Raw genomic sequence first — 12,510 nt, forward strand, 5'->3', positions numbered from 1 at the left:
CTTACCCCTGCTGCGCGTTTACCAGAGCGCAATGTCGTAGGTCAGGTACAGCCGATTGCTGTCACGACCGCGGGCGAAGTCAGCGCGATAGACGTAGTTACGTGCCTTGATGCCAAGCCCCTTGAAGGTGCCCGACTGGACCACGTAGGCCAGCTCGATGTCACGTTCCCACTCGCTCAGGCCAGCATCGCCGGAACGGCCATTGTCACCGCTCAGGTAGCGGGTCATGAAGGTCAGGCCTGGCACACCGGCTGCAGCAAAGTTGTAGGCGTAGCTGGCCATCCAGGTCTTTTCTTCTTCCTCGATGAACTTGCCGATGCCGACGTTGCTGAACGAGTACACGGTCGCACCGCTGATGTACGGCAGCCCGGCGTCGCCGTTGAGCACCTGGTAACCGGCACCTACGGTATGGCCGCTGCGGGCGTAGGCCAACTGGCCGCTGAGCATGTCGTTGTCGATCCGGCCGGCGTAGGCCGAACCGCTGTCATGGCTGCTGAAGTAGCGCAGGTCGCTGGTCAGCACGCCGCCACCGAGCTTGAGGTCGTGCTGGATACCGGCGAAGTCCTGGCGGTAGAAGTTTTCCAGTTCGCCATGGAAGTAGCTCAGGCGCAGTGTTTTGCTGGCGGCATAGTCAGCACCGGCGTAGCGGAAATCGCCGGTCTCGTCGCCGCGATAGCCGTCGACATAGAGCCCGGTGCTGTCGGACGAATCGCGCTGCTTGAAGCGGTCCAGCTGGCCGGCAGTCAGGGTCAGTCCATCGATATCGGTGCTGACCAGTTGAGTGCCCTGGTAGGTCTGCGGCAACAAGCGTGCATCGTTATGCACCAGCACCGGGGTCTTGGGCAGCAAGGTGCCGTGCTTGACCACGGTATTGGCCAGCTTGGCTTTGGCGGTTACACCCGCGCTGGCGAACTCGTCGGCCGCGCGGCCATCGTCATGCACGGGCAACAGGCCGGTGCCACTGCGGCCGCGACCGGAGTCGAGCTTGACCCCGACCAGCGCCATGGCATCGAGGCCAACACCGATGGTGCCCTGGGTGAAGCCTGACTGGTAATCCAGCAAAAAGCCCTGCGCCCATTCGGTGCGCTCGCTCTTGGCAGTGGCGGCAGCACGGGCAGTCATGCCCTGCTCGTCACGGAAGTTCTCGTTGAAGTAGACATTGCGCAGTTGCAGCTTGAGTTTGCTGTCTTCGATAAAACCGCCGGCGACGGCCGCAGGCAGGCAGCCGCAGAACAGGCCGCAGGCGGCCCCACGCAGAAGGAGTGATTGCATGTCAGAGGACTCTTTTATTGTTTTTTGAAGGGCTGCGCGGGCACCGAGCGGTGCCCGTCCAACAAGGTCAGGCGAAGAACGAAATGGCGCCGGTCAGGACTGCCAGGGCGGTGATTACCAGGGAGGTATACACCGCCCATTTAACCGTGGCTTTCTGGAAGTCGCCGATATCGCGGTCAACCATCCCCACCAGCAGCAGGGTCGAAGCCACCAGCGGGCTCATCAGGTGTACCGGCTGGCCAAGTACCGAGGCGCGAGCGATTTCCACCGGGTCGATGCCGTATGCAGCAGCGGCGTTGGCCAGGATCGGCACCACGCCGAAGTAGTAGGCATCGTTGGACAGGACGAAGGTCAGCGGCATGCTGGTGATCGCCACCACCAGCGGGAACCAGTGCCCCCAGGCATCCGGGATCCAGTCAACCAAAGTCTGCGCCAGCGCGTCGACCATCTTCGTGCCCGAGAAGATGCCCGCGAAGATACCGGCGGCAAACACCAGCAGGACCACGGTCATGGCATTGCCCGAGTGGGCGAGGATGCGCTCTTTCTGGATGTCCAGCTGCGGGTAGTTGATCATCAGCGCAGCAACGAAACCGATCATGAACAGGATCGCCGCGTGCATCACACCCAGCACCAGCGCAGTCATCACCGCGATAACCAGCACCAGGTTGACGTAGGCCAGGCGCGGACGCTTGTGCGGGGTGTCTTCCAGGATCGCCTTAATGTAGCAGTCGCCACCACCGGACTCGAGCTTGATGTTACCAATGCGCTTGCGCTCGCTACGGCCCAGCAGGAACGCGGTGAACACAACCCAGGCGGCGCCGCCGATCATGGTTGGCAGCATCGGGATGAAATAGTGGGTGGCGTCCAGGCCCAAGGCAGCGATGGCGCGAGTAGCCGGCCCGCCCCATGGGCTCATGCCGCTCATGATGCTCAGCGACAGCATCGAGATGGTCGCCAGAATCATCGGGTTCATGCCGATGCGCTTGTACAGCGGCAGCATTGCGGCGCAGGTGATCATGTAGGTGGTGGTGCCGTCACCATCCAGTGCGACCAGCAGCGACAGCAGCGCGGTGCCGATGGCAATTTTCAGCGGGTCGCCATTGACCCTTTTGAGGATCTTGCGGATCAGCGGATCGAACAAGCCCGCATCGATCATCAGGCCGAAGAAGAGAATGGCAAACAGCAACAAGGCTGCCGACGGCGCAACCATTTTCAGGCCGTCGAGCATCATCTTGCCGGTTTCCGGGGCGAAGCCGCCGATCACCGCAAATACGATAGGCACGACCGTCAAGGCCACGATTGGGGATAAGCGTTTGCTCATGATCAGGTAGGTGAACGTCACTACCATGACCAAACCGAGGAGTGCGAGCATGTCTGTATCTCTTGTTTTTATTGTAAATGTGCACGTCTGCCGGGCAGACGGCGCCTGACTCGCTCGATGCCCGGCAAGGCAGCGAGCGATTGTATGTCAATCGTTAAACAAAGCGTTTAAAGCGATCAGCCGGCGAGCCTGCGCACGGACGGCGCGTAGACGTAGCCGGAGAAGAGCCGCCGGGCAGTGCGTACCACCGAGGCTTGAATCGGCTTGCCTTCGGTGCGTTCCAGGGCAATATCGATGCTGCCGCTCGGGTGTTCCAGGCGCACCTGAGTAAGGCCATTGGCGCGCTCGCCGAGCATCTGCATGACCACCGTGCCTGGGCTGACGCAGGCCGTCGCCAGGCCTATGGCGCCGGTGATGGCCAATGCCCGATGGCAGTCGTGCGGCATGAAGTAACGCACCTGCAGGGTGCCGTCGAATTTAGCTGGCGAGATCAGCACGGGTTTGGGAATGACCATACCGCTGACATCGCCCAGGCCCATCGCCGCGCCGGCCTTGATCCGTAGCGCTTCGATCTTTTGCATCAACGCGCTGTTGCCCTCGAGCTCGGCCGGGCTTTCGCCGCCGGTAACGCCAAGCTTGCTGGCTTCGATGATCATCATCGGCATGGCCATGTCGATGCAGGTCAGCTCGACACCATCGATCACATCGCTGGCCTGACCGGTGGGGAACAGCTTGCCAGTCTTGCTACCAACGGCATCGAGGAAGGTCAACTGCACCGGCGCTGCGGTACCCGGCACGCCGTCGATCGCAGTGCGGCCCTCGTAGCGGACGATGCCGCCGGGGGTTTCCACCAGCGAGTTGACGAAGGTTCCGGTGTTCAAGTTGCGGATGCGCACCAGGGTCTTGCCTTCGGTGGCCTTGACCAGGCCCTCTTCGATGGCGAATGGGCCGACTGCGCAGAGCATGTTGCCGCAATTAGGTGCAGTATCGACGCGGCGCTGAGCGACCATGACCTGAACGAACAGGTAGTCGACATCGGCATCGGCATGTAGCGAGGGGCTGAGGATCGCCACTTTGCTGGTCTGCGGGCTGCCGCCGCCGATGCCGTCGATTTCCAGCTCATGGCCAGAGCCCATCAGGTTGATCAGCATTTCGTCACGCTCGACCACATTGGTCGGCAAGTCCCAGGCATGGAAAAACGGACCCTTGGAGGTACCGCCGCGCATCAGAACACAAGGAATTCGTTGCATGACTACTGACTCTTGTTGATCAATAGGGGGTATTGATGTGTTGGAAACAAGAGTGACAGGGACCGATAAATCAATCCAATGCAAAGATCGTAGCTATTATTGCGTGCAGCAAATGAATAAAGTCGTGGACTGCTGAAGAGAATCGTCATGGAATATGAGCTCCAGGATATAAGATCTTTCGTGAAAATCGCCGAACTGGGCAGCTTCCACGAAGCTGCTGATGTGCTCCATCTGTCTCAACCGGCACTGAGCCGGCGGATCAAGAAGCTAGAAGAAGGCCTGGGTACGCCGTTGCTCGAACGGACTACGCGCCGGGTCAGCCTGACCAGTGTCGGCCGCGACTTCCTGCCCAAGGCCAGACGCCTGCTGGATGACTTCGAGGACTCGATCCTGAGCATCCGCGAACTGGCCGAACGCCAGACCGGCCAGGTGACCCTGGCCTGCATCCCGACCGCAGCGTTCTACTTTTTGCCGTCGGTGATTCGCCTGTACAACGAGCAATATCCGAAGATCCGTATTCGCCTGCTCGATCTCAGCGCCAACGACGGGCTTGAGGCCGTACTGCGCGGTGAAGCCGACTTCGGCATCAACATGATGAGTGGCCAGCACCCGGACATTGAGTTCGTGCCGCTGGTCGAGGAGAAGTTCGTCCTCGCCTGCCGCCGTGACCATGAGCTGGCCAGCCGCGCTTCGGTGACCTGGACGCAGCTGGCCGACTATCGCCTGATCGGCGTAGGCCGCCTGAGCGGCAACCGGATGCTGCTCGACCATGCCTTGTCCGGCCTGAGCTGGCGTCCCAAGTGGTTCTATGAGGTGCAGCACTTGTCGACGTCGCTGGGCATGGTCGAGGCTGGCCTTGGCGTCTCCGCCATGCCCAGCCTGGCCATGCCGGCCGCCGACCACCCTACCCTGGTCAGCGTGCCGCTGAGCGAGCCAGAGGTGACCCGCACCCTCGGCCTGGTCTACCGGCGCGGCGCCTCGCTGTCGCCGGCTGCCGAGAAGTTCGTGGCCATTCTGCTGGAGAAATGGCCGAACAGCTGAGCCGTGCACGGCGACTGGCTTGCGCTGGTACTGAGCGGACGTCATTCGCCCCCCAGGCCGTGCGGATCGGGCTGGCGTTTTTCGATGGCAAACTTGAGCAACGCCGCGCTGCGGAAAATGCCGTGGGCGAACTTGCCGTAGGGCAAGGTCAGGAACAGCGCCATCACGCAGCCCAGGTGCACCGCGAGCAAGATTGCCATCGCTCCGGTGTCGCGCCAGCCGAGCAAGGCCAGGCCAGTCAGACTGACCAGCAGCAACAGCAGGATGAACGCGCGGTCCATCGGCCGCTGGCTGACATCGCCATGCGCTGGGTCGCGGCGCAGGTTGAGCACCAGCAGGCCGACAGGGCCGATGACCAGGCCCACACCGCCGACAGTACCCAGCACTACCGGCCAGCTGAGCAACGGATAAGGCGCCATTTCACCCAGCAGGTAGTGGTAACCGGTGGCGACCACCGTCGCCGCGAAACAGAGCATGAAACCGTAGAAGGTCAGGTGATGAAAACGCCGGCGCCACAAGGTGTAGCGGTCGCTCTCGTTGGTGCAGCCCTGGCCATGACCACCGTCCAGATACTTCAGTGTCAGCGCCGCAGTCGAGGCTTCCACCACCGCAGCATGCTTGCTTGCGGGCGGGCTGTCTGCCGGTGCGACCTCGCGCCAGAAGCGTCTGACGGCGATGCTCAACGCCAGCATGGCCGCGGCGAAGACCACGCCAAACATCAACGCCAGGGTGTTATGCGGGAACACCGCATAGAAATCCCCCGCCAGCCGCCCTGGTAGCAGCGTGCCATTGACCAGCAGCGCCAGCAGCAGGAACAGCGACAACCCGGCTGCCAGTGCACTGGCGAGCAGCGTGCCGTTATGCCGGTAGAGCCGGCCGAACGCGCTTGGCCAGGCGTAGTCCGAGTAAGTCTGGCCGCGCACGGTGGCCAGCGCCTTCGGCACATTTACGGCAAACTCATGCGGTGCGGCGTACTGGCAGGCATGCAAGCAGGCACCGCAGTTGTGACACAGGTTGGCCAGGTAGTGGATGTCGGCCTTGTTGAAGTCCAGCCGCCGGGTCATTGCCGGGAACACCGCGCAAAAGCCCTCGCAATAACGGCAGGCATTACAGATGCGCATCTGCCGGTCGACTTCGCTTTCGTCCACATTCAGCACGGCGATCAGTTCGCCGTGGCCCTTGCTGGGCTCGACCAGCCGCGGTTCAAGCAGTTGCGCAGTCATGGGTAATCTCGCTGGAAGGATGGTGATAGCCGAGCGCTGCCGCCGCCTGGGTGCCGGCAATCCGGCCGAAAGCGGTGCCGATGGACATGCCGACGCCGGCGGTGTAGCCCTTGCCCAAGACGTTGCCGGCCATCATTTCACCGGCAACGAACAGGTTCGGGCTGGGCTTGCCGGCAAAGTGCACGGCGGCGGTGTGATCGGTGCGCAGGCCCAGGTAGGTAAAGGTCACGCCGGGGCGCAACGGGTAGCCGTAGAAAGGTGGGGTATCCAGCGGGCGCGCCCAATGGCTCTTGACCGGTTGCACGCCTTGGGTATGGCAGTCATCAAGCCGAGTGTGGTCAAACGTGCCGACCTGGCAGGCTGCGTTGTAGGCCTGCACGGTGGCGACGAATTCGCCCTCGGGCAGGCCGAGCTGCTGCGCCAGCTCACCGAGGGTATTGGCCTTGGTGCCGGCAAACACCGGCGGCATGAAACGCCCGAGCGCCTTTTGGTCAATGATCGAAAAGCCCACCTGCCCTGGCTGCTGTGCGACCAGGCGGCCCCAGATGGCATAGCGCTTGGGCCAGAAGTCTTCACCCTCGTCGTAGAAGCGCTGGCCGTCACGGTTGACCACCACGCCAAGCGACACGCAGTCGATACGGGTGCAGATGCCGCCGTCATACAGCGGAGCACGCGCGTCGATGGCAACCATGTGCGCCTGGGTCGGATCGCCGATGGTGTCGGCGCCCTGCTCCATCAAGCCACGCAATAGCACGCCGGTGTTGAAGCGTGTGCCACGGATCAGGAAATTGTCTGCAGTCCACTCGCCACGTTCGTTCTGGCCCCAGGCCTCGCGTAGCCATTCACGATTGGACTCAAAGCCACCGGCGGCGAGCACACAGGCCCGCGCCTCGATACGTTCGGCGGGCAGGTCGCGACCATCGACGTGACGAGGGCCAATATGGGCGGCCACAAAACGATCACCGTCAAGTTCGATGTGGCTGACCGGTGCGTTGTAGCGAACACCTACGCCGAGCTGCTCGGCGCTGCGGAAATAGGCATTGACCAGCGCCTTGCCGCCACCCATGAAAAAGGCGTTGGTGCGCGCGGTATGCAGGGCACCGGACAACGACGGCTGAAAGTGCACGCCATGGCTGCGCATCCAGTCCCGGCAGGTCGCCGAAGCTCTGATAACCAGGCGCGCCAGCTTTTCATCGGTCATGCCGCCGGTGACCTTGAGCAGGTCCTGCCAGAACTCTTCTTCCGGGTAGCTCTCGACCAGCACATCCTGCGGCGCATCGTGCATGCACCTGAGGTTGCGCGTGTGCTGCGAGTTGCCACCGCGCCATTCGCGCGGTGCGGCTTCCAGCAACAGCACGCTGGCACCGGCCTCGCGCGCCATCAGCGCAGCGCACAGGGCTGCGTTGCCGCCCCCTATGACGAGCACATCAATCATATCGCCTCCTGTTCAGCGAGGAGACGGGCGTTCGGTTGCTCCTCGCGATGGCGGCGACTTTAGAGCGCTGCCCAGGACGGCGAAACGGGCTGTCGGCACAGGGGCCTGCAGTTTTGCTAAAGGGTCAGGTCGAGAGCATCCGTGCACCGGGCCACCGGCCTTGCTCGACCAGCTCACGCGCCACGTCGAACAGCACGATGCGCGTGGCCAGTGCCGCCGGTGACAGTTCGTCTTCGGCCAGGCTGACCATCACATTGCGTCGCTCGGCGTCGGCATCGCTGATCTCGAACACCTTCAGCCCCGCCTGCAGCGATCGCGCTACCGTGGCCCCTGGCTGGATGGTTGCGGCGTGGCCGGCACACACCGCGTCCATCAACAACGACAGGCCGTCGATCTCCATGACGATGTCAGGCTCATGCCCCACCCGCTCGAAGGCTGAACGCAGTGTAGTGCGCAAACCGTGCTGGGCGCTGGGCAACACCAGCGGCAGATCCTTGAGCTGTGCCAGGCTAAGGCTATCGCCCCACTCCGCCCGCACCAGCGCCGCTGGCACCAACGCAAACAAGCGCTCTTGCAGCAGCGGTCGCAGGCTCAAACGCGGCCCCACATCGGCCTGGAACAGTACTGCCAGGTCCAGATGGCGCGCGTTGAGCTGGTTGACCAGATAACCCGAAAGCATCTCGACCAGATGCAGGCGCACGTCTGGATAACGCTCGCGCATGCGCGCAATCAGCGGCAGGCCGAGGATCGACGCTGTTGTGGGCGCCAGGCCTACGCTGGCATAGCCGCTCATGCGCCCGCTCTGCGCGGCCAGCACAGCGTGCTCGGCCTGACGCAGTGTCAGCCGGGCATGGTGCTGGAACGCCAAACCGGCCGCAGTCGGCGTCACGCCGGTGCTGGTGCGGGTCAACAGCCGCGTGCACAGCTCACCTTCGAGCTTGGACAGCTGCTGGCTCAACGCCGAAGCGCCAACACCCAGCTCAAGGGCGGCGCGGCCGAGGCTGCCGTGTTCGAGTACACCCAGGTAGTAGCGTAATTGGCGCAGTTCCATGGAGACCTCGGGCGATGGTGGGCGGCTACCCTATACTCAAAGCTTTGCACAACTCAATGGCTGGCTCGACGGTGATGTTGCAACCTGCTGGGCCGCACATCGGCACTTTCCCAGCGCGCTGGGATCGAACGTTGCAGACAAACCATTCGACTGTTTCCAGGAGGTGCCTGATGATCCTACGCAACACTTTGCTGCTGTCATGCCTGGCCTTGGCGCTGGCCGGCTGCGCAAGCTCCAGCGACAACCAGAAACCGCCGGCAACCATGCAGGTCGACCTGCAGCGTTACCAAGGCACCTGGTATGAAGTCGCCCGCCTGCCGATGTTCTTCCAGCGCAACTGCGTGCAGTCAGAAGCGCGATATGGCCTGCGCGCCGACGGCCTGATCGACGTCACCAATCGATGCCGTGAAGAAGACGGCAAGTGGAACGAAGTCCACGGCACCGCCGAACCACAGGTGCCGGGCAAGACCGACAAGCTCTGGGTCAAGTTCGACAACTGGTTCAGCAAGCTTCTGCCCGGCTTGACCAAGGGCGAGTACTGGGTGCTGTACCACGATCAGGATTACCAGGTTGCACTGGTCGGCCACCCGAACCGCGAGTATCTGTGGCTGCTGTCGCGCACGCCGACCATCAGCAGTGAAACGCGTGAGAAATTGCTGACTACGGCGCGTGAGCAAGGGTATGACGTGAGTGAGTTGGTGTGGCGTAAGGCGGATTAGATGATATAGGTCGGAAGGGGCTAACGTGTCACGACACCTTCCGACCTATATACTTACAGTTCCAGCTTCTTTTCGACAACAATCATTCCGATTTAATTCACTCACTGATACCCTCAAGCTATAACATTGAAAAATGTGATTCCCCAGTTTCTTTCAGACTAAAAGACTTTCCACAGGGACACCCGACCTCAACTCACAGCAAATCACCGATAGAGGTACGCAGACCAGCCGCGACGGGTTCACCACAACGTTATAACTAAATGAAGTAGCGGCATCCACGCGAACCCTACACACATCAGCAGCCCTCCGACATTAAGACGAATACGCAAGCCCCTAGGGATAAGCCTCAAATCTTCATCAGTGATTTGACCGCGCCGTATATATAGACGACGACAGTGAAGCAACCAAGAAAAATTTATAACGAACCACCACCTATCATTAAACGCTCGAAATTTGCTCGGCATCACAATAATTAATCTCGGATTGGTAGAGACGATCTGTTGCAGACATTTGAAATCCCGACTCAGAATCACAAACACATACAAACCCATCCCTGCCCACATCAATACAAATGGGGTCACGAAGAGCCACAGCTTTAGGTCTAGCGACCATGATTCAGGGATATTCATCACTGCGTTGTTTCCTCATAGATAACCTCACCTCCCACCTCTCCAAGCGACCCACCATACTTACCACCGATTATTGCACCGGCGCCCACCATCACTAGGCTACAAAGAGGTGCATAAGGACCAGCGAAGCCACATACCGCTACAGCGGCTCCCTTGCCACCGGCTGCACCGAGAGATCCGCCAGAGAGTCCGCCTATAAAACTACCCGCCTCTGTAAACCGAATCCGCTTGCACTCCTCCGTCTCGCCCGCTCGACATACTTCCTCCACCTTCAAATAAGACGATGTACCTCCCAAGGCTGTGCCGATGTGTCCGCCATACTTGACGTACTTGGCCGCCTTCGCCACCTCATCCAAATGCGTGGCATACCCCGGAATCTGCCCCGGCCCGCCGGCCTTTGACCAGTGATGAACCAGACTCTTGGTAGAAATCTTCAAATCACGACGAAGACGCTCGTAAGGGCCAAGGTTCAATCGCTTGTTCAAAAACGCCGCCTTCAACTGTCCATCCAGTTGCCTGAGCAACTTCTGTCGACTAGCAAAAAACTCCGGGCTGTTCAGGTGGCCGAACTTGGCGAACTGCTGTTTGTGTAACTGGTCGACTTCGAGCAAGGTCGCCCGGACCTGCCTCAGGCCTTGCTCCAGTACATCCTTACCGACACCCATGGACTGGCTGGCGCCTGTCAGCAGCCCTGCAATTTCAGCCTGGTGCTCCATCATGAATTCGGCTTCGTCGTAGTCGAGCAGCGCCAGCGAGTCGCGGGCCTGCTGTGCGGCGGCCATCAGTTGAGCTTCTTCGCGGGTGCAGGCGTCGCCGTTGTCGGGGTCACCAATGACGAAAATCTCTCCGGCCTTGAAGCCTTGCTGGAACGTCGGGTTGAGCAGCTGCAGGCGCGAGATCGGCAAGGTGCTGTCCTGCCCGGCTAACTGCATCAGCACCTGCGGGAAGGACATGTTGCGCTGGACAATATGGAAGCCTGGCTCATTGATGTACGGCCGGCTATCAACGAAGTGCACAGGCTGACCAAAGCTCTGCGCGCTTGGGCCGACCACGCGCGAAGACCTTGTCTCCCGCCAGGGTGGAACAAAGTCAGGTGGCGCTACAACTCGGTTGGTACCGGGCGGGCAAGCGCACAGCACCAGCGAACCATCGACCGCCACTTCGCTGCCATCGGAGATAAAGCACGGCGCGCCTTCGGCAACAGTGCCTGGTTCGGCGCACAACGGGCAGGCCGTGGTCTTGTCGCCGACACGCAGGACCATGCGCCCATCACAGATGTAGCCATCACCCGTGGCGATGCACACCGCACCCGTTGTCGTATCATCGCCATCGACAGCTTGACCTTTACCGTCAATTATCACGCGCATCTGCAAACGCCCAGTGCTTGTTGAGCGAGGGAAACTAGCAGCTTCTGACCGGTATTTTTCCCCGCCAAAAGCGAACAGGATGCGCCCTACTACATTGAGCGAAAAGTCTTACGGCCGGAGACTTTTCCTAACAGCCAAAACGCTCAAACCTGCTTTGAGAGTCTTCATCAGTCAGCCAACGCAAGGCTAAAATAGCCCTCCGAACCCAAGAGGATCCTGCAATGGACCTGCAGTTTCTGGGCACCTCGTCTGGGGTACCCACCAAGGCCCGCAACGTCAGCGCGACAGCAGTCATCGAAGCGTCCGGCAAAAGCTGGTATCTGGTTGATTGCGGCGAAGGCACCCAGCATCAGTTACTGCACACATCACTGTCGATGCGTGATCTGCGCGGGATATTCATCACCCATGTCCACGGTGACCACTGCTACGGGCTGCCGGGATTGCTCGCCAGCGCGGGAATGTCCGGGCGCAGCGAACCGCTCGAACTGATCATGCCGCTGGCACTGCATGAGTGGCTGCGCCTGAGCCTGGCGGTGAGCCAGACCTATCTGCCCTTCGAGCTGCATCTGCTGGCGGTAGAAACGCTGCAGGACTGGCGCAGCGCGCAGGTTGCGGTGACTACAGTAGAGCTGTCGCACCGGGTGCCGAGCTATGGCTTTGTGTTCACCGAAATCAACCCGGAGCCGCGCCTGGACACCGAGCGCCTGCAAGCCGACGGCATCCCGCGCGGGCCGCTGTGGGGTGATCTGGCCCATGGCCGGCAGGTCGAACATGAAGGTCGTGTGCTCGACACGCTGACTTACCTGAAGGCATCCCGAGCGGCCCGGCGCATCGTCGTCTGCGGCGACAACGACTCACCCGCTCTGCTGGCCGAGGTTGCCAAAGGTGCCGATGTGCTAGTGCATGAAGCCACCTTCACCGAACCTGTGCTGCAACGCTCGCAATCGAACTTCGGCCACAGCACTGCGGCGGCTGTCGCGCAATTTGCCGAGGCTGCAGGTGTACCGAACCTGGTATTGACTCACTTCAGCGCCCGTTATCAGGACAACCCGCAGCGCAGCCCGTCCATCGATGATGTGCGCCAGGAGGCGCAGGCCCATTACAGCGGGCAACTGACGCTGGCTCGGGACCTGCAGCGTTATCACCTGGGCAAGGATGGCCTGCTCGCAGCGCTGTGAGTTGGCCGACAGTGCGCTTCTCCA

At 61.2% G+C, this 12,510-nt stretch carries 10 protein-coding genes; 3 read left to right on the forward strand and 7 right to left on the reverse strand.

From position 1 onward, the window contains the following. Positions 1–18: 18 nt before the first annotated feature. From IDM28_RS12975 to IDM28_RS12985, 3 genes are all read right to left on the reverse strand, one after another. Positions 19–1,272 carry an OprD family porin gene (locus IDM28_RS12975; protein ID WP_188036138.1) on the reverse strand — a complete coding sequence of 418 codons (1,254 nt, stop codon included), beginning with the start codon at positions 1,270–1,272 and terminating at the stop codon, positions 19–21. Positions 1,273–1,339: 67 nt separating this feature from the next. Next, on the reverse strand, positions 1,340–2,644 hold the full coding sequence (locus IDM28_RS12980; protein WP_150572467.1) for a CitMHS family transporter: 1,305 nt from the start codon (positions 2,642–2,644) through the stop codon (positions 1,340–1,342). Positions 2,645–2,769: 125 nt separating this feature from the next. Continuing rightward, positions 2,770–3,843, reverse strand: coding sequence for a 4-oxalomesaconate tautomerase (locus IDM28_RS12985; protein WP_101320064.1), 1,074 nt, complete (start codon positions 3,841–3,843; stop codon positions 2,770–2,772). A 147-nt stretch (positions 3,844–3,990) separates the two neighbouring features. On the opposite strand from IDM28_RS12985, the gene IDM28_RS12990 reads away from it, so the two are divergent. Beyond that, entirely contained in the window at positions 3,991–4,884 is an 894-nt protein-coding gene (locus IDM28_RS12990) for a LysR family transcriptional regulator (RefSeq protein ID WP_101320065.1), read from the forward strand. Between the two features lie 41 nt (positions 4,885–4,925). Here IDM28_RS12990 and tcuB read toward each other — a convergent pair whose 3' ends face one another. The 3 genes from tcuB to IDM28_RS13005 all read right to left on the reverse strand — a co-directional run bounded on the left by tcuB (position 4,926) and on the right by IDM28_RS13005 (position 8,593). Then, positions 4,926–6,107: a tricarballylate utilization 4Fe-4S protein TcuB gene (gene tcuB, locus IDM28_RS12995; protein ID WP_188036139.1), complete on the reverse strand. Its 1,182-nt coding sequence runs from the start codon at positions 6,105–6,107 to the stop codon at positions 4,926–4,928. Then, a complete protein-coding gene (gene tcuA / locus IDM28_RS13000) occupies positions 6,088–7,542 on the reverse strand; it encodes an FAD-dependent tricarballylate dehydrogenase TcuA (RefSeq protein WP_188036140.1) in 1,455 nt (484 codons plus the stop codon). Before tcuA ends, tcuB begins: the two co-directional genes overlap by 20 nt. 124 nt (positions 7,543–7,666) lie before the next feature. Beyond that, the gene (locus IDM28_RS13005) at positions 7,667–8,593 is read right to left on the reverse strand and encodes a LysR family transcriptional regulator (protein ID WP_101320071.1); all 927 of its coding nucleotides are present in this window, start codon (positions 8,591–8,593) and stop codon (positions 7,667–7,669) included. Between the two features lie 170 nt (positions 8,594–8,763). On the opposite strand from IDM28_RS13005, the gene IDM28_RS13010 reads away from it, so the two are divergent. After that, positions 8,764–9,312, forward strand: coding sequence for a lipocalin family protein (locus tag IDM28_RS13010; protein WP_101320073.1), 549 nt, complete (start codon positions 8,764–8,766; stop codon positions 9,310–9,312). 628 nt (positions 9,313–9,940) lie between these two features. On the opposite strand, the gene IDM28_RS13015 is transcribed toward IDM28_RS13010, so the two are convergent. Further along, the gene (locus IDM28_RS13015; RefSeq protein ID WP_188036141.1) at positions 9,941–11,308 is read right to left on the reverse strand and encodes a PAAR domain-containing protein; all 1,368 of its coding nucleotides are present in this window, start codon (positions 11,306–11,308) and stop codon (positions 9,941–9,943) included. Positions 11,309–11,529: 221 nt separating this feature from the next. Between IDM28_RS13015 and IDM28_RS13020 the strand changes: the two genes are divergently transcribed. Beyond that, entirely contained in the window at positions 11,530–12,486 is a 957-nt protein-coding gene (locus IDM28_RS13020) for a ribonuclease Z (RefSeq protein WP_150569033.1), read from the forward strand. Positions 12,487–12,510 lie beyond the last annotated feature (24 nt).

Source organism: Pseudomonas sp. EZ-C24, assembly GCF_014525325.1.
GTDB lineage: Bacteria > Pseudomonadota > Gammaproteobacteria > Pseudomonadales > Pseudomonadaceae > Aquipseudomonas > Aquipseudomonas shirazensis.

What these genes read in the sequence shown, in the direction of transcription:
- IDM28_RS13005 (WP_101320071.1), bottom strand. Translation starts at nt 8,593, where the DNA reads ATGGAACTGCGCCAATTACGCTACTACCTGGGTGTACTCGAACACGGC.
- IDM28_RS13015 (WP_188036141.1), bottom strand. Translation starts at nt 11,308, where the DNA reads ATGCGCGTGATAATTGACGGTAAAGGTCAAGCTGTCGATGGCGATGAT.
- IDM28_RS12975 (WP_188036138.1), bottom strand. Translation starts at nt 1,272, where the DNA reads ATGCAATCACTCCTTCTGCGTGGGGCCGCCTGCGGCCTGTTCTGCGGC.
- IDM28_RS12990 (WP_101320065.1), top strand. Translation starts at nt 3,991, where the DNA reads ATGGAATATGAGCTCCAGGATATAAGATCTTTCGTGAAAATCGCCGAA.
- IDM28_RS13010 (WP_101320073.1), top strand. Translation starts at nt 8,764, where the DNA reads ATGATCCTACGCAACACTTTGCTGCTGTCATGCCTGGCCTTGGCGCTG.
- IDM28_RS12980 (WP_150572467.1), bottom strand. Translation starts at nt 2,644, where the DNA reads ATGCTCGCACTCCTCGGTTTGGTCATGGTAGTGACGTTCACCTACCTG.
- IDM28_RS13020 (WP_150569033.1), top strand. Translation starts at nt 11,530, where the DNA reads ATGGACCTGCAGTTTCTGGGCACCTCGTCTGGGGTACCCACCAAGGCC.
- tcuB (WP_188036139.1), bottom strand. Translation starts at nt 6,107, where the DNA reads ATGACTGCGCAACTGCTTGAACCGCGGCTGGTCGAGCCCAGCAAGGGC.
- tcuA (WP_188036140.1), bottom strand. Translation starts at nt 7,542, where the DNA reads ATGATTGATGTGCTCGTCATAGGGGGCGGCAACGCAGCCCTGTGCGCT.
- IDM28_RS12985 (WP_101320064.1), bottom strand. Translation starts at nt 3,843, where the DNA reads ATGCAACGAATTCCTTGTGTTCTGATGCGCGGCGGTACCTCCAAGGGT.